Source organism: Salinibacterium sp. 10G20-15 (genome assembly GCF_057365065.1).
Genome location: NZ_CP195118.1, coordinates 1,889,573 through 1,911,910, shown reverse-complemented (window position 1 = coordinate 1,911,910; position 22,338 = coordinate 1,889,573). Strand labels below are relative to the sequence as shown.

Here is a 22,338-nt window from a genome sequence, read left to right as displayed (position 1 = left end):
GTCGAGGGTCGGGTCGGGCGACTATTCAGCGCGAACGGGCGCGAGAAGTTCGCTCATGATCGCGACCAAGGCTTGGCGGGTTTCGTCATCCGATTCGAGTGGCATCTCGAAGTTGTCCGCGGTGCACAGCATGTATGCGGAGCCGCCGAGAGCGATACCGAAGCGCATTTTGTCGTGTGGGCTAGAGGTGCTCGCGGCAAAATAGTGCGCGAGCCCGCGAACGGTCTCGTTAGCGCGGTCGATAACGCCGAGCCCCCTTAGCGATGGGCCCTGGTTGATGAACAGGTGCACTTCTTGGCGACAGTCGAAAATGAAGTCGACAAACTGCGCTACGAAGATGGCGCGATAGTCGTCGCCAACACCCTCCGTTTCGAGGGTGTGGAGCAGCGTGTCGAGGCGATCGATCGCGGGACTCACGGCCGCTTCGAGTAGTGCCTCTTTTGAGGTGAAGTGATAGAGCACACTCGACTTTGACAGCCCCGCGAGCTCGGCAATTCGTTGAATGGAGGTACCTGTGTACCCCGCGATAGCAAACTCCGTGAGCGCGATGCGCTGGAGATCTTGTTGGCTTGACACCGTTCGAGAATAACTGACCGATCGGTCAGTTGCGCAATCGCCTCCAAGAATGGGAACACACCAGGCCTCCGGAATAAGCAGCATCCAACATGCAGTGCATCGGGAACGAAGGGGGCTCACAGCCCACGCAGCCCCGCCCGCTGGTCGCGCTCAGCATCTCACGCTAGCGTTAACGCACCAACCCCCGGAGGAAAAATGCGCAAATACTTGTTCAATGGCAGTCTCCTCAGCGCGATCGCTGGCGGCTGGAGCATCTTCCAGACCACAAAGCAGGGCCCGCGCGACTGGCGCCTCATCCTCATGTGGATCAGCTGGGGCCTCACCGTCGCTATCGCTATCGGCACCATCGCAAAAGAAGCCGAAGATTCCTACGAGCTCGAAAACTAACCTTCCACGCGGGCTTTACTCGCGAGCGCCTGAACGCCGAGCGCGATAGCGAGCCGCCGCCTCGACAACCCCACGGAACAGTCGGGCATCCTCTTTGGCATCCTCTTCGGGATGCCACTGAACGGCGACCCCAAAGTCGACACTCGGCAATTCGACAGCCTGAATAACGCCGTCGTCACCGCGCCCGGAAACCACAAGCCCCTCAGCCAGATCGCCAATTGCTTGATGATGGTACGACTTCACAGCCACGCTGCTGTCGCCTCCAAGCAATGACGCGAGTTCGCTGCCAGGCTCGACAGCGACCTCATTCACGAGGAAGGTGCCGCCGCCCGCGCCGTACCGAGTTGAGCCGATCACCTCCGGCAGGTGCTGGATGATCGAGCCGCCGAGCGTAACGTTCAACATCTGGGCTCCACGACAAATCCCCAAAAATGGCAGGTTCTCGTCGATAGCCGCGCGCAGCAGAGCATCCTCGAAAGCGTCACGATCCTTGCGCGGAACATCCGTCGTCGGGTGGGGATCCTGACCATAGCGCGCGGGATCCACATCTTTACCGCCGGTGAGAATCAAACCGTCGAGACCGCGGATGAGCGAGTGAGCGATCTCAGCATCCACGGGCTGAGGCGGCAACAACACCGCAATGCCCCCGGCATCCGTCACCGCTTCAAAGTAGATCTTGGGCAAGAAGGATGCGGGCAAGTCCCAGACACCGGTCTGGGCCTGCTCCAGGTAGGACGTGAGGCCGATAATTGGACGCGAGCTGGTGCCCATGCGGACCCCTCCCCAGTGAAGAATTAGAACGTTTGCCCCCAAAGGATATAGGGCGAAGTCAGTGATTTGTTGGTTCCTGAGTGTCGTTCTCAGGTTTCTCCGTTATTTTTGCTGACTTACTCGCCTGTCTAACCGCATCGAAGCGGTTTCGGCGAGTGTGCTGAAGTTCGCACTCATCCGGCTTTGCGCCTGTCACCCCCGTACGCGCAACGCCATAACCAGATGGTGCCTCTCCCCAACTCAGCCGCACTTCTCTGACCCAAACCAAGGAACGCTGTTGAAACGACCATTGACCATGCTCGCCGTCGGGGCGATTCTCATCGGCGGCGCCGTCCCCGCAGCCATCCTTCCCGCTGTCGACCACGAAGTGTTCGTCGCGGACGCGGCAACACTCGCCCAAATGCCCCAGTTCGGACAAGGCGACGGAAACTCGCCCGAAGACGAGATACAGTCCTTCGCTTCTCCGACGACCCGTGAAGCGGCACCGATTGTGCGTGACAGCTTCGACGTCGAACAAGTGCAGCAACAGGTTGTCGTGACGGCTTCCGGCCTGACAGGAACTCTCGAGCTCTTTCCCGCCAATGGCCCTATCAATGACGGCTTCGGCTACCGAGATGGAAACGAGTTCCACGGCGGTATCGACATCATGGCACCGGAAGGATCAGCGATCGTCGCCGCCTCCCCCGGCACAGTCGAAAGCGTCTCGGACGGTGGCGGCTGGGGTCGCCACGTCATCATTGACCACGGCAACGGCATCAAGACGCTCTACGCTCACATGATCGAAGGTTCCGACGCCGTTGTTGCTGGTCAATGGGTCAGCGCCGGCACCTTCCTCGGTTCGGTTGGCAACACCGGCTACTCGACCTTCCCGCACCTTCACTTCGAGGTCTACGTGTTCGAGACGCGTGTCGACCCGATGCCGTGGTTGCCCTAGGAACGAGGACGTGCCACCGCGTGGGCTAATCGTGCCTCGCTAAGCTGGTGCAAAGGAACGGAGCAACAATGTCGTCCCCACGCACCATCGCGATCACCGGCGCAAACTCAGGAATCGGGTTGCGCGCGACGGCTCAACTTTCAGCTGCTGGCCACACGGTTCTTGCGCTCGTTCGAGATGCGCAACGCTCGCGCGACGCCATTCGCGACGCCACACGCGGAGCCTCGAACGTGCGGATAATCCCTGCCGACCTCTCAAGCCCAACGTCGATTCAGCGCACGGCGGCAGAGATCGCGGCACACGGCGAACTCGATGGCCTCATCAACAACGCGGCCATTTTCGATCTCGCCCAGAAATCACCTCGCTTCACACCTGAGGGCCACGAACTGTTCTGGGCGACGAATCATCTCGGGCCGTTCGCTCTCACCGCTCGACTCAGCCCACTCCTAGCCGCAGCTACACACCCGCGCGTCGTCTTCGTTGCGAGCAAGGGACTCATCACGATGCCCTGGCTTCAGATTAAGTTCGATCAGATCGATTCCGCGTCGTGGTACAGCCCAACGAAAGCGTATTATCACTCCAAACTGGCTCAAGTTATGACCGCGGTAACGCTAGCGGAACGCGTGCCCGCCCACGTCGACATCAGTTGCATTCGAGTTCCTGCTGTCCGGCTCGACCCCGCCCGTCTTGCTCACCAACCGGCACTCCTTCGCGCCCTCTACGCTCCCAAGAACGCGGCAGCAGCGGCACCTGACACTCTTGCGGCGACGTACGTGCGCGCTGCGACCCGCGTGACACCGCTCGGTGCCGTCTACGTCGACGAAAACGACACCGCAGTACCCATTCCGCGTTCCGCTCGCGACCTGAGCGCTCGCGAGCGTCTGTGGTCACTGACTAGCGCCGCGATAGGCGATATCGAATGGGCCTGGTGAATAGCCCTCGCCGCAAAAACTATCCCTCGCATTAAAACGAAGAACCCCGCGATCGTGACGATTGCGGGGTTTTCTGGAAGTGCACCCCCCGGGACTTGAACCCGGAACCCACTGATTAAGAGTCAGTTGCTCTGCCAATTGAGCTAGAGGTGCGTGGCTTGGTTTTCCCTTCCGGAACAACCGAGGAACAACGTTACCATGAGTGAAAGCGACTAAGGAGCACAATGACCGCTGAATCTACTCGACTAGCCATCGGCACCCCGGCGCCGGGCTTCACACTACCTGATCAGGACGGCAATTTAGTATCCCTGAGCCAGTTTTCCGGCAAGAAAGTGATTCTTTATTTTTATCCTGCCGCCATGACTCCGGGATGCACCAAGCAAGCCTGCGACTTCCGAGATCAGCTCGGCTCGCTGCAGTCTGAGGGGTACGTCGTGCTGGGTGTTTCTCGCGATACCCCCGAGAAGCTCACCGCGTTCCGTGAGCAAGAGGCGCTGACCTTTCCGCTGCTCAGCGACCCCGAGCACGAGGTGCACGAAGCCTATGGAGCCTGGGGGCACAAGAATCTCTACGGCAAGCAAGTCGTGGGCGTCATCCGCTCCACCTTCGTCATCGACGAGCAGGGAGAAATTTCACTACCGCTGTACGCCGTAAAGGCAACCGGCCACGTCGCTTCGTTGCGCAAGAAGCTCGGACTCGACTAACCCTCGCGACGGGTGGTTGCCTCGAGCACCGGTTTCGTGAACAGCAATACCAACACCACGATGGCCGGCGCTAGCAGTAACCACCCGATATCGGGGCGCGCAAAGACGCCCTGAAAACTGCCGATGGCCACTGAGATTTGCAGCACCTGCCACACCACCGTGGCACCGCGAATCCATGCTTGCTGGCGTAGTGTGTTAACCCCAATCACCGCGACCCACATGGCCGCCATGGCCGTTAACACTGCGAGTGCAATCGCGCTGGGGTACGACTGCGGGGTCTCCGCGCCTAATTCAAAAATCAAGTAGGCCAACCCAGCAAAAAGCAGGGCGCTCTCCAAAAAAATAATTACCGCGAGAGCAATCAGATACGGATGATGACGTCCCATTTTTTCTTCTGGGACAAGTTCGTCTACCATTCGCTCCCCGTTAAATCGCTGAAAAACCATTGCTTTGGCTTTGACGATATGCGATTCTAGTTGAGGTTGATTTCTGGCTCCCAGTGTTGCGAGCGAGACCCACATAATTTCTCAAGCTCGACGCCGATCAGGGCGTAATTTTTTTGCGCGCTCGAGCATCGCAACACACTGTAAGGAGCAACAAATGGACTGGCGCGATAACGCTGCATGCCTCACCGCTGACCCGGAGCTTTTCTTTCCGGTCGGAAACACCGGTCCGGCAGTTGACCAGATCGAAAAAGCAAAAGCCGTCTGTGGTCGCTGCTCCGTAACCGAAATGTGCCTGCAGTACGCACTCGAGACCAACCAAGACTCCGGCGTCTGGGGTGGCCTCAGCGAAGACGAGCGTCGCGCGCTCAAGCGTCGCGCGGCTCGCGCACGTCGCGCCTCCTAACGAGCAGCGAGCCGCGATCTCGCGGAGGGCTCTCCACCGAGTCTCTACAGTAGGCCGATCGGCTGTGAAAGACCGAATTACCCCGACGTCGTCGAGGGATCGGGCTCCACGACGATCGGCCTCGCTTTGTCTAGGGATCGTTCCGCTCCACTAGTCGTCGCCCTATCCGACATCGTTTCGCGCCACGACACGTGGCACTCAGCAACAACGCCGCTCCCCCGGCAGCTCGCTCGCGACCGGCTCAGGTCTACTTGGCGCGAGTCAGCCAGGTCAACGGGATATCGATCGTCACTTCGGTACCGCTGCCCATCAAAGTGTGCCAGTCAATCGTTCCGCTCAACTCACCCTGAATAAGAGTGCGAACAATTTGCGTACCGAGCCCCTCGCCCACCTTTCCCTCACCCAGACCAATACCGTTATCGCGCACCTGCACAGTCAACTTGTCGACGGTACGTCGGGCATCAATCTCGACCGTGCCATCCGCCTTTCCTGCGAGACCGTGCTCGACGGCATTCGTTACGAGTTCAGTGAGCGCCAGTGCAAGTGGTGTCGCGTACTCGCTGGGCAGGGTGCCAAAACTGCCAACGGATGTTGGGTGCACGGTTGTGTTGTGGCTTGACGCCACTTCGGCGATGAGTTTCAAGACGCGGTGAAAAACGACGTCAAAGTCGACGTTCTGGTTCAGGCCCTCGGAGAGAGTGTCATGCACGACCGCAATGGCAGCCACGCGCCGCATAGCCTGCCCAAGTGCTTCGCGAGCAACTTCGCTGTGCGTTCGGCGCGCTTGGATCCGCAGCAGCGACGCCACCGTCTGCAAGTTGTTCTTCACTCGATGGTGGATCTCACGGATCGTGGCATCCTTGGTGATCAGTTCACGTTCCTGATGCCGCACTTCAGTGACATCGCGACAAAGCACGATCGCCCCGACCCGCTCCCCTCGATCCCGAATAGGAATCGTGCGCAGCGACACAGTGACACCGCGGGCCTCAATGTCGGTTCGCCAAGGGGCACGACCGGTCACGACCAGCGGCAGCGCCTCATCTACTTCAGGCTGGCCGGCAATCAGGGTCGTTGTCACTTCGGCGAGCGACTCCGCCTCGAGTTCTCCCGAAAACCCAATGCGATTGAACGCCGACAAAGCGTTCGGGCTCGCAAAAGTAACAAGGCCATCGACATCTAAACGAATCAGGCCGTCGGAAGCACGAGGGGCTCCGCGGCGCGGAGCAGCGGGAGCGCCCATATCAGGAAAATCTCCCGCGGCGATCATCGCGAACAGATCATTCGCACAACCGTTGAAGGTGAGTTCTTGACGGGACGGCGTACGCGCATCGCCCAAATTGGTGTGGCGGGTAATGACCGCAATCGGAGTTTCAGTCGTTGCATTGCCTGAGGCACTAAGCCTTCTCATTACCGGAACCGCGCGCACCCGCGTGGGCGTTTCCTCGTACCAGGCAGGAGCCGCGGTATCGACGATACGAGATGTTTCGTACGCCTCGGTGACTTGCGCGAGCCACTCGGGCTTGATCTGCTGGCCAACAAAGTCACGGTAGAACAGCGTGGCCGAACTGCTGGGGCGGGCGTGCGCGACAGCGACGAACTGATTGTCATCGCTGGGAACCCACAACACGATGTCAGCAAAAGCAAGGTCGGCGAGAAGCTGCCAGTCGCCGACGAGCATGTGCAGCCATTCGATGTCCGCCTCACTAGAGCGGCCTTGTTCTTGGACTAGATCACTGAGTGTCGACACCCTTACAGGTTACCCGCGCGCCAACATCCTGCCGAACAATGACTTCTGCGGTGCTCGCTCAGGTTCTTCAGGGACAAGGCGAGACTGCACAAGATCTCGAATAGCGACTCGCGCGTGGGAGCGCGGGGCAGCATCCAGGAGTGTCTTTCCGCTGAGCACCGCGCCGTCGAATCCCGCGAGATCATGGGGCACGAGAATTGGATGCTCGATGCCACCGAACCTCGATAGCGTCTGAGTCACTTGACCGTGGGGATTCATACCGCTGGCACTCACCCGAATCTTGTTCATGACAACGCTCACGCTGCGGGTCGTTACGGTCTCAAGCAAGTCCACGTGGGCTCGCAAGAATCGCGACAGTCCCACAGGGTCAGCCGAGCCGACGGCGATCACATGATCGGCGGCACGAACGGCTGTTACTGCTGCGGCGTTTCGGCGCGGTGCAAAGAGATCGCTCGTAATCTCTTCGTCGTTCTCCAGACTCGAGCTCGTGTCGAGCACCGTGAAGTCGACCCACTGTCGACACTGCGCGATCGTAGTTCCGACACGTTCAGAAGAAAGTTCGGGCCATCGGCTCGGGCGACCAATACCGGTGAGCACCCAGAACCATCCCACGGGCGACTCATAGCGTTGCCCGATGCGTTCGAGCTCCTCGGTGGTGAGAGTCTCAGTTCCCGCAAGGCGGCACGCCGCCGCAAATCCGGGCGCTTCGTCGAGCATCCCCAAAGCGGGCGCCACCGATGCTCCATGGGTGTCGACGTCGGCGAGCGCCACTCTGTAGCCGAGTGCTGCTAGCTCAGCAGCAACCGAAATGGCAATGGATGTTCGGCCCGGCGCCCCGCCAGGACCCCACACTGCAATCACTTGCCCGTGGGGTGGACCCTCGCGCTCGGGAGCGTGAACATCCCACGAGGATTGATCGAGAAGAGCTTCCAGCCCACTCCAACCTGCGGACGCATCCACGATGTCGTAGAGACCGAGATCACTCGCATAGCGCTGTTCTCGTTCGCTGCTGGCTACGGCGATGAGGCGCACCCCTGCCTGATCACAGGCCGCGATAAGTCGATCAGTCAGATACCGGGCCTCCGCCGCTACGAGAGCAATGTCCGCGTGTGCACCGGCAATGCGGGATCCGAGTTCCGGCGCACTCACTGCGCGCAGCGCGATCTCGTGGCCGTGTTGGGCAGCATCGAATGAGAATTGGTCTTCAAGAGCCACGGGCATAGCAAGAGCGAACGCGGTCATGCTATCCCTTCGCCGGCAGGTTAGCGGGAAGCACCGAGAGCACATCGTTGTTTGCCATGGCTTCGAGCAGTCGAGCTACCCGAGAACGCGGCACAAGCAGTTCGATCGCGCTCCCCTGAGCCGCCGAGACGAGCGAATCATCTTCGAGCAACCGCACGACGATCGCTCCCGAGATGATCACTCCCGGAGCGGCATATCCACCGTCTTCGGTTTCCGCGCTCGCCCACACATCGACGGCAGCTCCCGTCGCTACTGTTCCGGCAAGCCCGCCCTGTGGCGACACCACAACCGAGGTGAGCGAGAGCCCATCATGGCTTCCGAGGGACGACGCTGGCACGAGTTCTCCCGCTTCAATAGGGCGCGTAGCGATGAAGCCCTCAGCGGGCATCTCGCCACGAGCGATATAGCGCTCAGTAGCCTCGTTGAGTTTCACGTTGCGGACCACAAGATCTGAACTCAGAACCCGATCGCCGGGTGTGACAGTGGATGCTGCGGCATACACCTCAGTGGAGTCGTCTGTTGCAGCTACGATCGAAACAACGCCAACCACCGACGCCATGACGAGTACAACGCCAATGGCCAAGCGTGGGTCGAGGGCGAAGGCTCGCGCGCGAGCTTGGGACTGAGTGCGTCCGGAACGGCGGCTCATAGCGCTCGCTCCACGAGTCGGGACTTGATCATGGCACCATCGTTCGCCAAGCGGTGGATGCAGATCGATAGTTATCCACATCACCCCTATTCCCAGCTTCATACGCGCATAATCGAAGCATGAACGCGATCAATCCAGCAGAGGGTCTCGGGCGATTTCTCACCTTGGCCGACACTGCCGAAGTGCTCAGCGTCTCCCCGCACGAGGTTCTTGACCTCGTGCGTTCTGGCGAATTGCCCGCCATCAAAGTAGGCAGCAAAGGTCAGTGGCGCATCGAGAACTCTGTTCTCGAGTCATACATCGAAGCGCTCTATGAGGAGACTCGTCGCATGAGCCTGTGGAACCAGTCCGACATCGCCACCGTTACCGAGGTTAATTTCGGCGAGCAGCGCGCTCGCTAGCTCCGCAGGAGCCTTAAGGCTTGACGAGCGCAAGGCTCGCGAAGGGCACCATACGGTATTCAGAGACTGCCGCTTCTCGACGCACCGCTCCGCGCTCGTGCATGGCGAGATCTAAGTGATCTCGCCCCACGCGATCAATGGTGCCGTGGATCTCCCCCGCCACCAGAAGTAGCGAGACCGCTCGTCGGCGACGGCAGAGGTCGCGAAGTACGTAGCTCAGGCTTAGCCGCTGCGAGAGACGTGGATGCCCCGTCGGTGGTGTTGTGGCCAGGCTCGGTGTGATGTGGCTGGCTGTTAGGGAGATGCCTGCTAGCGCACCGAACGGGACAATACACTGGCCCGGGCGTCCACTGTCATCGATGATGTCAGCCGATAGCCAATCGCGGCCAACAACGACGGGTCTTACCGTTACTCGTGCCCCTGTTATCAACTGCAGAGAGAGGGTGAGCGGAGCTTCTGCCGTACTTCGATCGTGAAGAGCCACAATGCGATCCCGGATGCTCAGCCGCCCGAGTCGGAGACGTTCTTCCTCAGCGTCGATCTCGAGGTCGTCCGCCGTGATCTCGCGTTCGAGCTGGCTTTCGAGGTCGTCAAAGAGTTTGTCCCAGCGCATGGATTGACGGTACTGAGACGACCCATGAACTCCGAAATGTTATCCACAATTGAAAATTAGTCATAGACAATTGGTCTCTTAACTGATTAAGTGTGGTCTACCCCCTTATGGGGGTGAACATCGCCGTCTTGACCTTTTACCCGGGAGATCATGAGTACCGAGCCACTTCGCACCTCCTTACCGAGTGTGGAATTACCCCGCCAGTTGCGACCGCGCGCTGGCACGCTGCCCTCCAAGGTCATTCGGCCTCGATTCGTTCCCGACGAGTTCTTTGGCCACCAACCGACCTCCAGTGCTGAACTGCCCGACCCCGCGCCCCTCGTCGAGAACCTGACCCGCTGCGTAATCGAAGTCCTCGCCGGCGCACGAGATCTCGAGCAGATGTCCCGCTGGGTTACCGACGATGTCTATCGTCATCTGCTCAAGCGCGTAGTGCTCTCAGCTCGAGCTCGTCGCGCCAAAGGACAGCCCGTCACACGCCCCACCTTCACGATGGGCTCCATTCGCCTCTGCGAACCGCGTGATGGTGCTGTCGAAGCCGTGGTCATCGTTCGAGGTCGCGCCCGTACTCGCGCCGTCGCCGTGCGCCTCGAGGGCCTCGACAAGCGGTGGCGTGCCACCGCCATCAACGTTCTGTAGCCTCACACCCCTGCGGAGCGCAAACAACGAATGCCCCACCCAGAAATTGAGTGGGGCATTCGTTTTTCACGATCTGCGCTCAGCGCTAGCTCAGCAAGACACTACTTTTTACGCTTCTCCTGTGCACGACGCTGCGAACGGTTGAGCGGAGCCTCAGGTGACGCACTCTCCGCTCGCTGGCCAAAAGCGCCGCGTTCGCTCGAGGGAGCGGCCGCGGCAGGCTGGGCCTGAGCAGGCTGAGTCTGGCGAGCCTGGCGTTGCTGAGCTTGAGCCGTGGCGGCACGCTCCACTTGACCGCGCTCGTTGCGAACCTCGACCTCTCCCGACGCATCCGCGCTGGGAGCCGAATAGCTGAGCTGGGTTGAGGGCGCATTCGAGGCGTCCAAACCGCGAGCCTGTACAGTCGTCGATTCGCCTCCGCCGTTAACCTCAACATCGAGATTAAACAAGAAGCCAACGGTCTCTTCACGGATTTGACCCATCATCGTTTGGAACAGCGCGTACCCTTCGCGCTGGTACTCGATGAGCGGGTCGCGCTGAGCCATTGCTCGCAGGCCAATTCCGTCTTTGAGGTAATCCATCTCGTAGAGGTGGTCGCGCCAGCGGCGATCGATCACGCTCAGCACCACGCGGCGCTCGAGCTCGCGCATCGCGGGTTCCCCTAGTTGCTGTTCGCGACGCTCGTAAGCGATCACAGCATCCGAATGAATTTCTTTGGCGATGAACGCGCTCGTCATCTTGCCGCGCGAACCAGCCTCGGTAAGCACCTCGTCGACAGTGATCCCGACGGGATACATCGTCTTGAGCTCAGCCCACAGCCCCTCAAAGTCCCACTCTTCTGAGTGACCTTCCGCGGTGTGCACGTCAACAACTTCGGTCACGACGTCTTTGAGGAACCGCTGCACGCGATCCTTGAGGTCATCTCCTTCGAGAATATGACGGCGGTCGCTGTAAATCGCTTCACGCTGGCGGTTGAGAACATCGTCGTACTTGAGAACGTTCTTGCGGATCTCAGCGTTACGCGATTCCACCTGTGCCTGAGCACTGCGGATGGCGCGGCTAACAACCTTCGATTCAATGGCGAGGTCATCGGGCACCGAGGAACGCCCCATCAGGGCTTCAGCAGCGCCACTGTTGAAGAGGCGCATGAGGTCATCTTGGAGCGACAGGTAGAAACGGCTCTCACCGGGGTCACCCTGACGACCGGAACGACCACGCAGCTGATTATCGATTCGGCGCGACTCGTGACGCTCAGTGCCGAGCACATAGAGCCCGCCAACGTCAATGACCTTCTTGGCTTCCTTGTCCACCTCGGCCTTGACCGTGGCAAAAACATCGTCCCATGCTGCTTCGTACTCCTCCGGAGTCTCTGCAGGATTGAGGCCACGGCTGTTCATTTCGGCCACCGCGAGGAACTCCGCGTTTCCGCCAAGCATGACGTCGGTTCCACGACCGGCCATGTTCGTGGCAACGGTCACAGCGCCGAGGCGACCAGCCTGCGCGACGATGGCTGCTTCGCGAGCGTGGTTCTTGGCGTTCAGCACCTCGTGCTTGACACCCTTCTTCGCCAGCATGCGAGAAAGCAATTCGCTCTTCTCCACGCTCGTGGTACCGACGAGAACCGGCTGACCTAGCTCGTGGCGCTTAGCAATGTCTGCGACGACCTGTTCAAACTTTGACTGCTCATTCTTGTAAATGAGGTCAGACTGGTCGATACGCTGCATCGGACGGTTCGTGGGGATTGCGACGACACCGAGCTTGTAGGTGGACATAAACTCGGCCGCTTCGGTCTCAGCAGTACCGGTCATTCCCGAAAGCTTGTTGTACAGGCGGAAGTAGTTCTGCAGCGTGACGGTAGCCAGCGTCTGGTTCTCGGCCTTGACCGCGACCCCTTCTTTGGCCTCGATCGCCTGGTGAATACCTTCGTTGTACCGACGACCCTGCAGAATACGGCCGGTGTGCTCGTCGACAATAAGCACTTCGCCGTTCATGACGACGTAGTCTTTGTCTTTCTTGAAGAGCGCGCGAGCTTTGATCGAGTTGTTCAAAAAGGAGATCAGCGGAGTGTTGGCTGATTCATAGAGGTTGTCGATGCCGAGGTAGTCTTCGACCTTTTCGATACCGGGCTCGAGAACGCCGACGGTGCGCTTCTTTTCGTCGACCTCGAAGTCAATCTCCGGGTCGAGCTTCTTAGCGAGGTTCGCAAACTCAGTGAACCAGCGGTTGGCCTCTCCTGATGAGGGACCAGAGATGATCAACGGAGTACGAGCTTCGTCGATCAGAATCGAGTCGACCTCGTCGACGACAGCGAAGTAGTGACCGCGTTGGACCATGTCGCTTGCCTGCCACGCCATGTTGTCGCGCAAGTAGTCGAAACCAAACTCGTTATTGGTGCCATACGTGATGTCCGCGGCGTACTGTTCACGACGCTCGAGGGGAGTCTGACCGGAGACGATGCAGCCGGTAGTCATACCGAGAGCACGGAAGACACGCCCCATCAGTTCTGACTGATAGCTCGCCAGATAGTCGTTAACGGTAATGACGTGCACACCCTGTGCCGCGATTGCGTTGAGGTACGCGGCAAGGGTGGCGACGAGTGTCTTTCCCTCACCGGTCTTCATCTCAGCAATGTTTCCGAGATGGAGCGCTGCGCCACCCATGAGCTGAACGTCGAAGTGACGCATACCCAAAGTACGGCTCGCTGCTTCTCGCACTGCAGCGAAAGCTTCTGGCAGAAGATCGTCGAGCGACTCCCCCGCTGCGTAGCGTTCACGTAGCTCAACGGTCTCGTTCTTCAACTCATCGTCAGTGAGACCCTTAAAGTCGTCCTCAAGATGGTTGACGGCCTGCGCGTACCCTTTCAAGCGTCGAAGAAGTCGACCCTCACCTACGCGAAGAGCGCGTTCTAAAACATTTGCCACCGAATACTCCCATTCTTGTCGGACGGGTCCGACGCTGGCACTGCTCGACGAAGCGCGGTCTTTTCGACGCTTACGTCGCGGTAACGCGGTGCGTGCTCTCAGCGCACAGCCGCGTTACCGGTTCGTAATCGTATCAACTCCAAGCCAAAAACTTGGTGTGCTTAGCCGTTGGCCACCTTGCGCTTGCGCGATCGGCCTCCCTGAACGGCCTCTTCGCCCTCTTCTTCGAGACCGATTACGCCGTAATCCCACCCCTTGCGGCGGTACACGACGCTCGGGCGGTCGGTCTGACTATCAACAAAGAGGAAGAAGTCATGGCCGACCAGTTCCATGTGGTCGAGAGCTTCTTCAACCGTCATGTGGCTCGACGGGAACACTTTGCGACGGATAACGACGGGCGAGTAGTCCTCGTCGCCCGGCTCGGGCGCTTCGTCCTGAATCGGTACCGTCCCCGTCGCAACCTTCTCGATCACATCGGGGCTAGCGGGAGTGATATCCACAACGGCGAAGCCACCAGCGCTCGCCTCACGCAGTGAGGTAGGGCGGTGGTTTCCGCGGTGAACCTTCTTGCGATCTTTCGACTGTCGGATGCGCTCAATGAGCTTGGCCATTGCAAGATCGAAAGCAACATATTTGTCTGAACCAGCAGATTCCGCTCGAACAAGCGGACCTGGCCCAATCAACGTCAACTCAACGCGGTCATCTCCACTAGACCCTTTGGTTTCGTGGTGTCGGCTCACCTTGATCTCGAAGGCGATTGCCTTCTCGGCCAAGTGAGAGACCTTCTCAGACTTTTCGATCGCGTACTCACGGAAACGATCCGTGACTCCTACATTTCGTCCGTTGACGGTGATTTCCACGGCGACCTCCTAGCCATAATGCGCGGCTGCCCCGTGAGGCAGCTTCTATTTCGCGCCCTTTTCCATACCGTAGCCCTCGCCGCTGGCAATGTCACGAACCGTCAGCGATCTTGGAGTGAACCCAATGGTTGCCGCAGCCACCACGGTTCCGCCCGCAGCGGAAACTGCTCTCGCCGCTTCGTCGATCGTCGCGCCAGTCGTGAGTACGTCGTCCACAATGATTACGCGGATTCCGGCGAGGGAGCGAGTCGCGATGAACGCCCCGCGGATGTTGCTGACTCGCTGCTGTGCACTCAATAATTTCTGACTTCGAGTTTCTTGGGCAACACGCAACACCCGGGCGTGGCGCAGACCTGCCGCCCTCAACACGAGGCTCATCGGATGGTACCCACGAGAGCGAAAAGCCCGACGAGTGCTCGGCACAGCCACAAGCTCGAGCGGCTCCGACGGCGATCCCGCGCGGACTGTCGACGCGACCGCGTGCTGCAGCGCTGGCGCGAACGCCGCCGCCAGCGGCCGCGCGAGATCGGTGCGGTGGTGGTTCTTGAACGCGAGCAGAATCCGACGTACCCGATTTTCGTAGCGCAGCGCGTAGTGCACCACGAGATGTTGCGGAGTGGACTGAATGGCTGGCTGCGCAACGAGGTCGGGGGCGCATTCCTCGCACAATGCACGGTCAGCTCGATCGCATCCGGCGCACTCTACGGGCATCAGAAGCGACCACGCGTCGCGGAGAGCGTCGAGAACGACTGTGAACCACCACGGCGGCTTCTTGTTGCCGCGCGGCGACTGCTGTGGGCGTTTCATCCCTCGATCGTGCCGCCGCTGCGTCCTCGACGTCGCGGCCCCAACTCATCCGTGGAGAACGACTATTGCTGCACCGCCATGAAGGAGGCGTCGAGACCGATCTGAACCCACGCTTGACTGCCCTGTGGCCGCCAGACTTCACCATCGGCCAGCACACGCAGTCCGTCGGTATTCGAGCCCGTAGTCACGAGCTGAGTAGCCCCCGCGACGTCACCCAAACTTCGCGAGGGACCCCCCACGCTGTACGCGGTGACTTCAACAGAATCATCCGTGCCCGTCAACGTAGCAACGCTGCTCGAGCCCACCCACGATGCATCGACGGCCGTTCCAGATCGTACCGGCAGCGACACCGGTTCCACGAGCTGCACAGGAACGTTGCCCTGCTGGCGGACGATGCCGTAGACAAGCAATTCGGGCCCTGAGGGTGTGGAGAGATACACCAGCAAGCGCGCACCATCGCGAGACACATCGAGAGACACGATGTCCGAATCCGCCGGCAACGAAGTCTGCAGCGGATGCTCAGTGCCATCTACCGCGAAAGTCGTCAACGACGTGGCGCTTGATCGTTGCGCCGACCACACAAAGCGGAACGGGTCGAGTGACGGCGACACGAGACCGGACCGCGAGTCTAGGAGGCGCGGCGCAACTCCCACCGACGCGAAATAAACAGCGCCGTCTCCCGCTCGATATACCGCGGACAGCCGATCTCCGGAAAGAGCTGCCGACGTTGCTCCCGCAGAAACCAGAATGTCGCTGATCTCGGGGATGGCACTGAGTCCATCGCTCGTGCTGAACCCCAACTCATCGCCCGTGCCAACAACGAGGGGGCCGGCAGACCCCGGTTCAATAACGGCGGCGTTCTGACCGGAGGTCGTGTCTTGCAACTCACGCCCCTCAACAGTGAGCACCACAATCGGCGTGTGAAGCGTTGCAGAGAGCTGTTGACGCATGCGGTCGCGCGCTACGGTGTTAGCGGCAAGCGCCTCAGAGCTGAGATCAACGACCGCCCGCCCAGAGGTGAGGCTGCTCGTCGTTCCGAGCGTCGTAGAAGGCGGAAATGCGGTGAGCACTACACCCTGCTGCACCCAAGCGGAGTCAGCGGCTAGCAACGCTTGAATAGCGCGGGCCTGCGATGACTCTCGAGCGGCAAACCACCGGGAATCGGGGATGAGGTAGGCGAAGCTGGGATCGAAGTAATAGAGCACTTGCTCTTCGAAACTCACTTCGAAGCCCCGGAAAGTCAGTACCACTCCCGGAGGCGCCGCGGAAATACGCCACTCGCCGTTGACTTGTTCGAACTCGAACGCCAGTGTCTGTGACACCGGCGAGGGCAACTCGGAATACACACCGCGCTCATCGATCACCGCTTGCGCTGAGAACGAGTAGGTCAGCGCATTCTCGTCGAGGGCTGGGCCGATCGTCGGCAACTTGTCACGCTCAAGAACTGTCGCGCTCGCTGCGGGGTTCCACGTCTCACTCGCTGCGCCCGTGAGGAACTCTCGGGCGACCGAGTAGTCGCGCGCCGGCGAACGTACAGCGTTCATGAAATCCGTGAGAATCTGTTCCTGAGAGGAGCCAGCTACTGGCCCCGAGGCAACGATTTCGTATTGAGCACCGTCTTGCTCGTCGATGAGCGGCCCCGTCTGAACCTCACTCGACATGGGCACCCCCACACACCCCGTGAGCGCAACAGACGCGGCAGCGATCATCGAGAGGATGGCAAGCTTGGTCAGCTTAGGCAAGGGGCGCCTCCAAGCTCGGGATCTCGTCATTCGGCGGCAGCGCGAGCGGCGACGAACGCAGTTCCGCGCCACGTTCGCGCGGAATCGTAAGCCGGAAGCACGAGCCATTGTCCCCATCCGACCACACTTCGAGCCAGCCGCCGTGAAGCGCGGCATCTTCGAGCGCAATCGCTAGGCCCAGTCCGGTGCCTCCCGTAGTGCGCTGTCGCGACGGGTCAGCACGCCAGAAACGGTCAAAGACGCGTTCTAGGGCTGCTTGACTCATACCGACTCCATAATCACGGACCGCAATCGCCACGGCATCCTGATCGCTGTCGACCCACACCACAATCGGCAGCCCTTCGCCGTGGTCGATCGCATTGCTGACCAGGTTCTGCAAGATGCGTCGGATGCGACGGGGGTCAACGTCCGCCTCGAAATGCCCTCCCGGTGCCACCAGTCGCAGTTCGGAACCTTTGCTCGCCGCGAGCGAAGTGAGACTCTCAATGGCGTCCTCGACGAGGCGAACGAGGTTTGTAGGTTCGGTTTCCATGTCAACGGCGCCCGCATCGTAGCGGCTCATTTCGAGCAGGTCGGCCAAGAGAAGCTCAAATCGTTCGACCTGGGTGTGGAGAAGTTCCGCCGTCCGCGCAGTGGCAGGCGGGAAGGTATCGCGCTGATCGTAGAGCACATCTCCGGCCAGCCGGATTGTCGTGAGCGGCGTACGAAGCTCGTGCGAAACATCCGAAACAAAACGTTGTTGAACCTGCGAAAGCGCGGCAAGGCGAGTGATTTGCTGTTGCAAGCTCGTGGCCATTCCGTTGAAGGAGCGAGCGAGAGTGGCGATCACGTCGTCGCCTTGAACCGGAATACGCACCTCGAGTTCACCGGCAGCAAGCCGCTGGCTCGTTTCGGCAGCAAGCCGAACGGGACCTACGACGAGCCGCACAACCACAAATGTGACTACCCCGATAAGTGCGAGCAACGCAAAGCCTCCGAGGCCAAGCGTTTGCTGCACGAGCACGAGAGTGTCCTGAGTGTCTTGAATGTCGTAAACCAAGTACAACTCGTACTGCGCACCGCGAATATCGAGCGTTGAACCAACAACGAGGCCCGGATGAACGGTGCCTTCGTCATCGTGTTCCAGAGCAACCGACTGCCAGTACGTTCGTTGTTCGGTGGACTGCGCAACCACATCACGGAGCTCCGGGGAGATCAGGGAAGCTGAAGCAAGTCCCTGGGTTTGAACATCCGATGGAACCCGGGAGCCCTCCTGACCGGGGGTTCGCAAAATCGCATAACTCGTGCCGCCGGTGCTGGAAGCCACACTCTCGATGACTCTCGCGGCATCGCCCATCATCACATCGAGATCTTCTACCCCTAAGCCCTCGTCCGCAGCATCGAACACCTGTTGACCCGCGAGGGTTGCGTTAACCGATGTGCGCGTAAGTTGGTCACGGCTCGCATCGAACAGGTTCGCGCCCACGCTGAGCGACATGTAGCCCGCAATAACCATCACCGCGACGGATGACAGCAGCACCGTAATTGCCACAGTGCGCAGTTGAAGTGACGAGCGCCACAGGGCGATACCTCGCCGCAGCCAGCCGCGCCAGTCAAAATCGCGCATGAAACCTACGCGGAGGCGCCAGCGCGGTAGCCAACACCGCGAACCGTCATGACGATTCTCGGGTTGTCGGGATCTTCCTCAACCTTCGCACGCAACCGCTGAACGTGAACATTCACTAGTCGAGTGTCCGCTTTGTAGTGGTACCCCCATACCTGTTCCAACAGCATCTCGCGGGTAAAGACCTGCTCCGGCTTCATAGCGAGCGCTAAGAGAAGCTCGAACTCGAGCGGAGTCAAATTTATCTTGGTGTCACCGCGGCGAACTTCATGGCCCGCGACATCCAGTTCAAGATCGCCGACCGTGAGCGTGCCCGTAGCGGCGTCGCTGGCCGGGCGAAGTCGAGTACGCACCCGCGCAACGAGTTCTTTGGGGTTGAAAGGCTTGACAACATAATCGTCAGCGCCGCTCTCAAGACCTTTCACGACATCCGCGGTATCGCTCTTCGCCGTGAGCATGATGATCGGCACGCCTGACTCTTCACGGATGCGGGAGCAAATCTCGATGCCGTCCATTCCCGGCAGCATGAGGTCTAGCAGCACCAAATCGGGCGCGGCCGACTTGAAGGCGTCGTACGCTAGGGCGCCATCCTGGCAAAAAAATGGCTCGTAACCTTCAGTGCGGAGAACGATTCCGATCATTTCTGCCAGGGCAGTATCGTCATCGACTACAAGAATTCGCGGGTTCACTGTTCCTCGATACTTTCTAGCTCTCGGGCTAACAGAGTGAGAAGCTTTGGCACAAGAGTAGTCGAGTGTGAAAACATGAGGGCGATTGAATTTTCGCAGTTGCCTAATCAAGGATGAAACGTGAGCGATAACAGCCCCTGGCAGTCACCCGACAGCAGCAGTGCCGATGGCGGTCAGCCACTCGCTCCCCCCAACGCTTCCTCGCCGTATGCCGGCGGAGTGACGCCGACATCCGCGCCCGCATCAGCCGGGGCATCCCCGCACTACGCTGCGCCCGCCTCGGGCTGGACCCCACCGCCCAAGCCTGGGCTCATTCCGTTGCACCCTCTCGGATTGGGCACGATTCTTGGCGCATCACTCATGGTGTTGCGACGCAATCCACGCCCCACTTTCGGGCTCTCGCTTCTCATCATGAGCGTCGTGACCGTCGCTTCACTCGTGCTTGTCGGCATCGTCAGCTTTGCAGGAGTCGAACGCACGCTAAGCGCAACCGATGCGGATGCAGCAACGATTGAAGCGGGAACAACCGCTGGACTCATCCTTTCGGCGCTGTTTGCCGTAGCTTTATCGCTCGTGGGCGGGGCAATTCTGCAAGGAATTGTCTCGCTCGAAGTTGCGAGAGGAACCGTAGGCGAGCGTCTGCGGGTCCGTGGCCTGTGGAACGCCGCGAAGGGTCGAATCGGAGCCCTCATCGGCTGGTCCGCCATCGTGATGGTTGCGGTGCTGCTAGGTGTTGCTGTTGTCGCCGGCGTCTCCGTGCTGTTGTTCTCACTCGGCGATACCGTAGGCATCATCTTTGGCGTGCTCGCCATGATTGGCGGGTTCCTCGCTGCGATGTTCCTTGCTGCATGGTTAGGAACGTTCTTCGCATTCGTACCCAGCGCACTGATGATTGAACGGTTGCCGCTCCGACAAGCGATTCGACGTTCATGGTCCCTCGTCCGCGGAAGCTTCTGGCGCACCTTCGGAATCCTCGCGCTCATCATCGTGATCGTGAATGTTGTATCGAGCGTCGTCACAACGCCCCTGAGCTTCCTCGGGGGCCTCGGGGTCGGGCTCCTCAATCCCACCGGCAACGAGGAGGCCGCCGTTGTGGGGTTCATCGCGCTGTACATCGTGACGATTGTGCTGTCGGTCGTCATCAGCGCCGTCACGATCGTTATCCAATCAGCAGCTCCTGCGTTGCTTTACATTGATATGCGGATGCGCCGCGAAGGGTTCGACCTCGAACTTGCACGCTTCGTCGAAGCCCGCAACGCGGGCGACCACTCTGTTCCCGACCCCTACCTCACCGCCGAGAGCACACCCAGCCGTGCAACTCCCGCAGGACCGAACATTCCTTCATGACCCCGACTCTCGTGGCCTCCACCGTGATTGCAGCGCTCGTCCCCCGCAACGCGATCACGGTTTTCAATACGGTTCCGGTCGACCCCGAATCGGATGAAGCAACTCAGTGGCTCATTGACGAACTCAGTAAAGCGCCGTATCAAGCCGCGAAGCCGACGCTCTTCGATCGCATTTCTAAAGCTTTCAGCGACTGGCTCGCAAGCCTCACGATAGGCGACGGCAATGGAATCCCCACGATTGTCTCGATCGTGCTGCTCTCGCTCGTTGTCGTTGCCATCGTTGCGGCAATCGTTGTTTACGGTGTGCCGCGGTTGAACCGCAAGAGTAAGCACGAAGACATCCTGTTCGGAGAAACCGACTATCGCACTGCAGCGCAGTTGCGAGACGCCGCGGAGCAAGCCGCGAATCGCGAGAATTTCGCCTCCGCAGTTGCGGATATGTTCCGGGCAATCGCCCGAAGTCTTTCAGAGCGCACTCTCGTGAGCATGACCCCCGGCACTACCGGGCATGGGTTTGCGGCCCGTGCCTCACACGTATTCCCCGGCCTCGCCACCGACTTCGCCGCTAGCGCCGACACCTTTGATCGCGTGCGTTATATGCGCAAGCCGGCGACGCGCGAGGAGTACGAAAAGATTCGCGCCCTAGAAGCACGCGTCCGTGCCGCAAAACCCGATCTTGCCGAGGCAACGCAGTGAGCCGAAATACCCCGCCGACGATCGCTGCGGAGACGACCAGCGAGCACACCACCGTGCTCACTCCGCGCTTGCGCAGCACAACGCGACGCGCGCTGTACTGGATCGCCGCCGCCATCGTTGTGGTCGTGGTCGCCGTCGTCTCGCTCAACCTTGCGGGCAACGCCGTCGAAGGTCCGCCGCTCGACCCCACAAGCCCCTACGAAGCAGGTTCTCAGGCCGTTGCAGAGGTACTGCGCGATCAAGGTGTCAACGTGATCGTCACAACCACACTCGACGAGACTCGCGCCGCGTTGGAGTCCCCCAACGACAGCACCCTCATCTTCACCAACTTCGAAGGCTATCTGACCGAAAGCCAAGTGGCGGATGCAGCGGAGCTCGCCAGCACCGTCATCGTCGCTGAACCCGTGCTCAACGAACTTCTCGAGATCGCTCCCGAAGTTGCTCAAGCAGGCGCTTCTTCAGATTCGGTGAGCGCCGGATGCTCTGCCCCCTCGTCGTCGACTGCTCCGCAGATCACGGCTGGCCCCAGTAGCTACCGCGTGATCGAGCCAAGCTCTGCCATCACGGCGTGTTACGGCAATGACGACGATGGGTACGGCCTCATCATCCTTGACCGCGGCGACAGCGAACTACGCATCCTCGGAGCAACCGATGCCCTTTCCAACGGCGCAATCACGGCCGCCGACAACGCTGCCTTCGCTTTGCGCCTGCTCGGCGAGAACGACACTCTTGTCTGGTACACGCCGAGCTTTCTCGACATCCAGGGCGATGGCGGCACCGCCACCCTCGACGAGCTCGCTCCCCGTTGGGTGCTGCCCGCTACGTGGTTGTTCGTTCTCACTCTTCTCGTCGGTGCGCTCTGGCGTGGCCGCCGCTTCGGCCCCCTCGTGATCGAGAAACTGCCGGTGACGGTGCGCTCCAGCGAAACGATGCAGGGGCGCGCGCGACTGTACGCGCAGTCCGCTGCGCGCCTCCATACGCTGGATTCGTTGCGCATCGGAACCATCGGCAGGATCGCTGGGCTGTGCGGAATGCCGAGCACGGCATCCGTCGATGATGTTATCAACCGCATCTCCCCGCTCATCGGGCAGCCTCTCGCTCCGCTCCGACACCTGCTGGTCGACGCCGAGCCTGCCTCGGACAATGAACTCATCAGCCTGTCGGATGAACTGCTCGCACTCGAAGCTCGCGTGCGCACGATCATTCGCCCCGCCTAACCGCTTAACCGCA

23 protein-coding genes and 1 tRNA gene are annotated in these 22,338 nt (G+C 60.2%); 10 read left to right on the top strand and 14 right to left on the bottom strand.

Translation table 11 applies throughout. The features are described 5' to 3' along the window. Positions 1-21: 21 nt before the first annotated feature. A complete protein-coding gene (locus ACR3YK_RS09210) occupies positions 22-576 on the bottom strand; it encodes a TetR/AcrR family transcriptional regulator (protein ID WP_486174591.1) in 555 nt (184 codons plus the stop codon). 195 nt (positions 577-771) lie between these two features. Between ACR3YK_RS09210 and ACR3YK_RS09205 the strand changes: the two genes are divergently transcribed. Then, positions 772-963, top strand: coding sequence for a hypothetical protein (locus ACR3YK_RS09205; RefSeq protein ID WP_486174590.1), 192 nt, complete (start codon positions 772-774; stop codon positions 961-963). Between the two features lie 15 nt (positions 964-978). Here ACR3YK_RS09205 and ACR3YK_RS09200 read toward each other — a convergent pair whose 3' ends face one another. Next, a complete protein-coding gene (locus ACR3YK_RS09200) occupies positions 979-1,734 on the bottom strand; it encodes a gamma-glutamyl-gamma-aminobutyrate hydrolase family protein (RefSeq protein WP_486174589.1) in 756 nt (251 codons plus the stop codon). A 277-nt stretch (positions 1,735-2,011) separates the two neighbouring features. On the opposite strand from ACR3YK_RS09200, the gene ACR3YK_RS09195 reads away from it, so the two are divergent. After that, positions 2,012-2,668, top strand: coding sequence for a M23 family metallopeptidase (locus ACR3YK_RS09195; RefSeq protein ID WP_486174588.1), 657 nt, complete (start codon positions 2,012-2,014; stop codon positions 2,666-2,668). A 68-nt stretch (positions 2,669-2,736) separates the two neighbouring features. Further along, positions 2,737-3,600, top strand: coding sequence for an SDR family NAD(P)-dependent oxidoreductase (locus ACR3YK_RS09190; RefSeq protein ID WP_486174587.1), 864 nt, complete (start codon positions 2,737-2,739; stop codon positions 3,598-3,600). A gap of 80 nt (positions 3,601-3,680) precedes the next feature. On the opposite strand, the gene ACR3YK_RS09185 is transcribed toward ACR3YK_RS09190, so the two are convergent. Further along, positions 3,681-3,753 (bottom strand) — tRNA-Lys (locus tag ACR3YK_RS09185). Between the two features lie 71 nt (positions 3,754-3,824). Between ACR3YK_RS09185 and bcp the strand changes: the two genes are divergently transcribed. Beyond that, positions 3,825-4,304: a thioredoxin-dependent thiol peroxidase gene (gene bcp / locus ACR3YK_RS09180; RefSeq protein WP_486174586.1), complete on the top strand. Its 480-nt coding sequence runs from the start codon at positions 3,825-3,827 to the stop codon at positions 4,302-4,304. Here the strand turns inward: bcp and ACR3YK_RS09175 are convergent. Continuing rightward, the gene (locus ACR3YK_RS09175; protein WP_486174585.1) at positions 4,301-4,720 is read right to left on the bottom strand and encodes a hypothetical protein; all 420 of its coding nucleotides are present in this window, start codon (positions 4,718-4,720) and stop codon (positions 4,301-4,303) included. The genes bcp and ACR3YK_RS09175 overlap by 4 nt on opposite strands. A gap of 184 nt (positions 4,721-4,904) precedes the next feature. On the opposite strand from ACR3YK_RS09175, the gene ACR3YK_RS09170 reads away from it, so the two are divergent. Next, entirely contained in the window at positions 4,905-5,153 is a 249-nt protein-coding gene (locus ACR3YK_RS09170; RefSeq protein ID WP_009772809.1) for a WhiB family transcriptional regulator, read from the top strand. A gap of 247 nt (positions 5,154-5,400) precedes the next feature. Here ACR3YK_RS09170 and ACR3YK_RS09165 read toward each other — a convergent pair whose 3' ends face one another. Genes ACR3YK_RS09165 through ACR3YK_RS09155 form a run of 3 tightly spaced genes read right to left on the bottom strand, consistent with a single transcriptional unit; the run spans position 5,401 to position 8,791 of the window. Then, positions 5,401-6,900, bottom strand: coding sequence for a sensor histidine kinase (locus ACR3YK_RS09165; protein WP_486174584.1), 1,500 nt, complete (start codon positions 6,898-6,900; stop codon positions 5,401-5,403). Positions 6,901-6,909: 9 nt separating this feature from the next. Then, positions 6,910-8,142, bottom strand: coding sequence for a CpaE/TadZ family protein (locus tag ACR3YK_RS09160; RefSeq protein WP_486174583.1), 1,233 nt, complete (start codon positions 8,140-8,142; stop codon positions 6,910-6,912). A gap of 1 nt (position 8,143) precedes the next feature. Beyond that, positions 8,144-8,791 (bottom strand): CpaB family protein, encoded by a 648-nt coding sequence (locus tag ACR3YK_RS09155; protein WP_486174582.1) that lies wholly within the window; start codon positions 8,789-8,791, stop codon positions 8,144-8,146. 119 nt (positions 8,792-8,910) lie between these two features. Between ACR3YK_RS09155 and ACR3YK_RS09150 the strand changes: the two genes are divergently transcribed. Further along, the gene (locus tag ACR3YK_RS09150) at positions 8,911-9,192 is read left to right on the top strand and encodes a helix-turn-helix domain-containing protein (RefSeq protein WP_486174581.1); all 282 of its coding nucleotides are present in this window, start codon (positions 8,911-8,913) and stop codon (positions 9,190-9,192) included. A 13-nt stretch (positions 9,193-9,205) separates the two neighbouring features. On the opposite strand, the gene ACR3YK_RS09145 is transcribed toward ACR3YK_RS09150, so the two are convergent. Continuing rightward, positions 9,206-9,805 carry a hypothetical protein gene (locus tag ACR3YK_RS09145; RefSeq protein ID WP_486174580.1) on the bottom strand — a complete coding sequence of 200 codons (600 nt, stop codon included), beginning with the start codon at positions 9,803-9,805 and terminating at the stop codon, positions 9,206-9,208. A gap of 150 nt (positions 9,806-9,955) precedes the next feature. Here ACR3YK_RS09145 and ACR3YK_RS09140 point away from each other — a divergent pair, with 150 nt between their 5' ends. Then, on the top strand, positions 9,956-10,444 hold the full coding sequence (locus ACR3YK_RS09140; RefSeq protein WP_486174579.1) for an Rv3235 family protein: 489 nt from the start codon (positions 9,956-9,958) through the stop codon (positions 10,442-10,444). A gap of 101 nt (positions 10,445-10,545) precedes the next feature. Here ACR3YK_RS09140 and secA read toward each other — a convergent pair whose 3' ends face one another. From secA to mtrA, 6 genes are all read right to left on the bottom strand, one after another. Further along, positions 10,546-13,365 carry a preprotein translocase subunit SecA gene (secA, locus tag ACR3YK_RS09135; RefSeq protein ID WP_486174578.1) on the bottom strand — a complete coding sequence of 940 codons (2,820 nt, stop codon included), beginning with the start codon at positions 13,363-13,365 and terminating at the stop codon, positions 10,546-10,548. Between the two features lie 161 nt (positions 13,366-13,526). Further along, positions 13,527-14,225, bottom strand: coding sequence for a ribosome hibernation-promoting factor, HPF/YfiA family (gene hpf, locus ACR3YK_RS09130; RefSeq protein WP_486174577.1), 699 nt, complete (start codon positions 14,223-14,225; stop codon positions 13,527-13,529). A 45-nt stretch (positions 14,226-14,270) separates the two neighbouring features. Next, positions 14,271-15,032, bottom strand: coding sequence for a ComF family protein (locus tag ACR3YK_RS09125; RefSeq protein WP_486174576.1), 762 nt, complete (start codon positions 15,030-15,032; stop codon positions 14,271-14,273). A gap of 62 nt (positions 15,033-15,094) precedes the next feature. Further along, positions 15,095-16,774 carry an LpqB family beta-propeller domain-containing protein gene (locus ACR3YK_RS09120; RefSeq protein ID WP_486174575.1) on the bottom strand — a complete coding sequence of 560 codons (1,680 nt, stop codon included), beginning with the start codon at positions 16,772-16,774 and terminating at the stop codon, positions 15,095-15,097. Further along, positions 16,767-18,380, bottom strand: coding sequence for an MtrAB system histidine kinase MtrB (gene mtrB / locus ACR3YK_RS09115; protein WP_486174574.1), 1,614 nt, complete (start codon positions 18,378-18,380; stop codon positions 16,767-16,769). Before mtrB ends, ACR3YK_RS09120 begins: the two co-directional genes overlap by 8 nt. A gap of 5 nt (positions 18,381-18,385) precedes the next feature. Continuing rightward, positions 18,386-19,066 (bottom strand): MtrAB system response regulator MtrA, encoded by a 681-nt coding sequence (gene mtrA, locus ACR3YK_RS09110; protein WP_486174573.1) that lies wholly within the window; start codon positions 19,064-19,066, stop codon positions 18,386-18,388. A gap of 120 nt (positions 19,067-19,186) precedes the next feature. On the opposite strand from mtrA, the gene ACR3YK_RS09105 reads away from it, so the two are divergent. The 3 genes from ACR3YK_RS09105 to ACR3YK_RS09095 are packed head-to-tail and all read left to right on the top strand — an operon-like array spanning position 19,187 to position 22,325. Next, positions 19,187-20,413: a DUF7847 domain-containing protein gene (locus tag ACR3YK_RS09105; RefSeq protein ID WP_486174572.1), complete on the top strand. Its 1,227-nt coding sequence runs from the start codon at positions 19,187-19,189 to the stop codon at positions 20,411-20,413. Next, the gene (locus ACR3YK_RS09100; protein ID WP_486174571.1) at positions 20,410-21,108 is read left to right on the top strand and encodes a DUF4129 domain-containing protein; all 699 of its coding nucleotides are present in this window, start codon (positions 20,410-20,412) and stop codon (positions 21,106-21,108) included. Before ACR3YK_RS09105 ends, ACR3YK_RS09100 begins: the two co-directional genes overlap by 4 nt. Continuing rightward, positions 21,105-22,325: a DUF4350 domain-containing protein gene (locus ACR3YK_RS09095; protein WP_486174570.1), complete on the top strand. Its 1,221-nt coding sequence runs from the start codon at positions 21,105-21,107 to the stop codon at positions 22,323-22,325. The genes ACR3YK_RS09100 and ACR3YK_RS09095 overlap by 4 nt, the downstream gene beginning before the upstream one ends. Positions 22,326-22,338 lie beyond the last annotated feature (13 nt).

What these genes read in the sequence shown, in the direction of transcription:
- ACR3YK_RS09205 (WP_486174590.1), top strand. Translation starts at nt 772, where the DNA reads ATGCGCAAATACTTGTTCAATGGCAGTCTCCTCAGCGCGATCGCTGGC.
- ACR3YK_RS09200 (WP_486174589.1), bottom strand. Translation starts at nt 1,734, where the DNA reads ATGGGCACCAGCTCGCGTCCAATTATCGGCCTCACGTCCTACCTGGAG.
- ACR3YK_RS09190 (WP_486174587.1), top strand. Translation starts at nt 2,737, where the DNA reads ATGTCGTCCCCACGCACCATCGCGATCACCGGCGCAAACTCAGGAATC.
- bcp (WP_486174586.1), top strand. Translation starts at nt 3,825, where the DNA reads ATGACCGCTGAATCTACTCGACTAGCCATCGGCACCCCGGCGCCGGGC.
- ACR3YK_RS09175 (WP_486174585.1), bottom strand. Translation starts at nt 4,720, where the DNA reads ATGGTAGACGAACTTGTCCCAGAAGAAAAAATGGGACGTCATCATCCG.
- ACR3YK_RS09170 (WP_009772809.1), top strand. Translation starts at nt 4,905, where the DNA reads ATGGACTGGCGCGATAACGCTGCATGCCTCACCGCTGACCCGGAGCTT.
- ACR3YK_RS09160 (WP_486174583.1), bottom strand. Translation starts at nt 8,142, where the DNA reads ATGACCGCGTTCGCTCTTGCTATGCCCGTGGCTCTTGAAGACCAATTC.
- ACR3YK_RS09155 (WP_486174582.1), bottom strand. Translation starts at nt 8,791, where the DNA reads ATGAGCCGCCGTTCCGGACGCACTCAGTCCCAAGCTCGCGCGCGAGCC.
- ACR3YK_RS09150 (WP_486174581.1), top strand. Translation starts at nt 8,911, where the DNA reads ATGAACGCGATCAATCCAGCAGAGGGTCTCGGGCGATTTCTCACCTTG.
- ACR3YK_RS09145 (WP_486174580.1), bottom strand. Translation starts at nt 9,805, where the DNA reads ATGCGCTGGGACAAACTCTTTGACGACCTCGAAAGCCAGCTCGAACGC.
- ACR3YK_RS09140 (WP_486174579.1), top strand. Translation starts at nt 9,956, where the DNA reads ATGAGTACCGAGCCACTTCGCACCTCCTTACCGAGTGTGGAATTACCC.
- ACR3YK_RS09125 (WP_486174576.1), bottom strand. Translation starts at nt 15,032, where the DNA reads ATGAAACGCCCACAGCAGTCGCCGCGCGGCAACAAGAAGCCGCCGTGG.
- mtrB (WP_486174574.1), bottom strand. Translation starts at nt 18,380, where the DNA reads ATGCGCGATTTTGACTGGCGCGGCTGGCTGCGGCGAGGTATCGCCCTG.
- ACR3YK_RS09100 (WP_486174571.1), top strand. Translation starts at nt 20,410, where the DNA reads ATGACCCCGACTCTCGTGGCCTCCACCGTGATTGCAGCGCTCGTCCCC.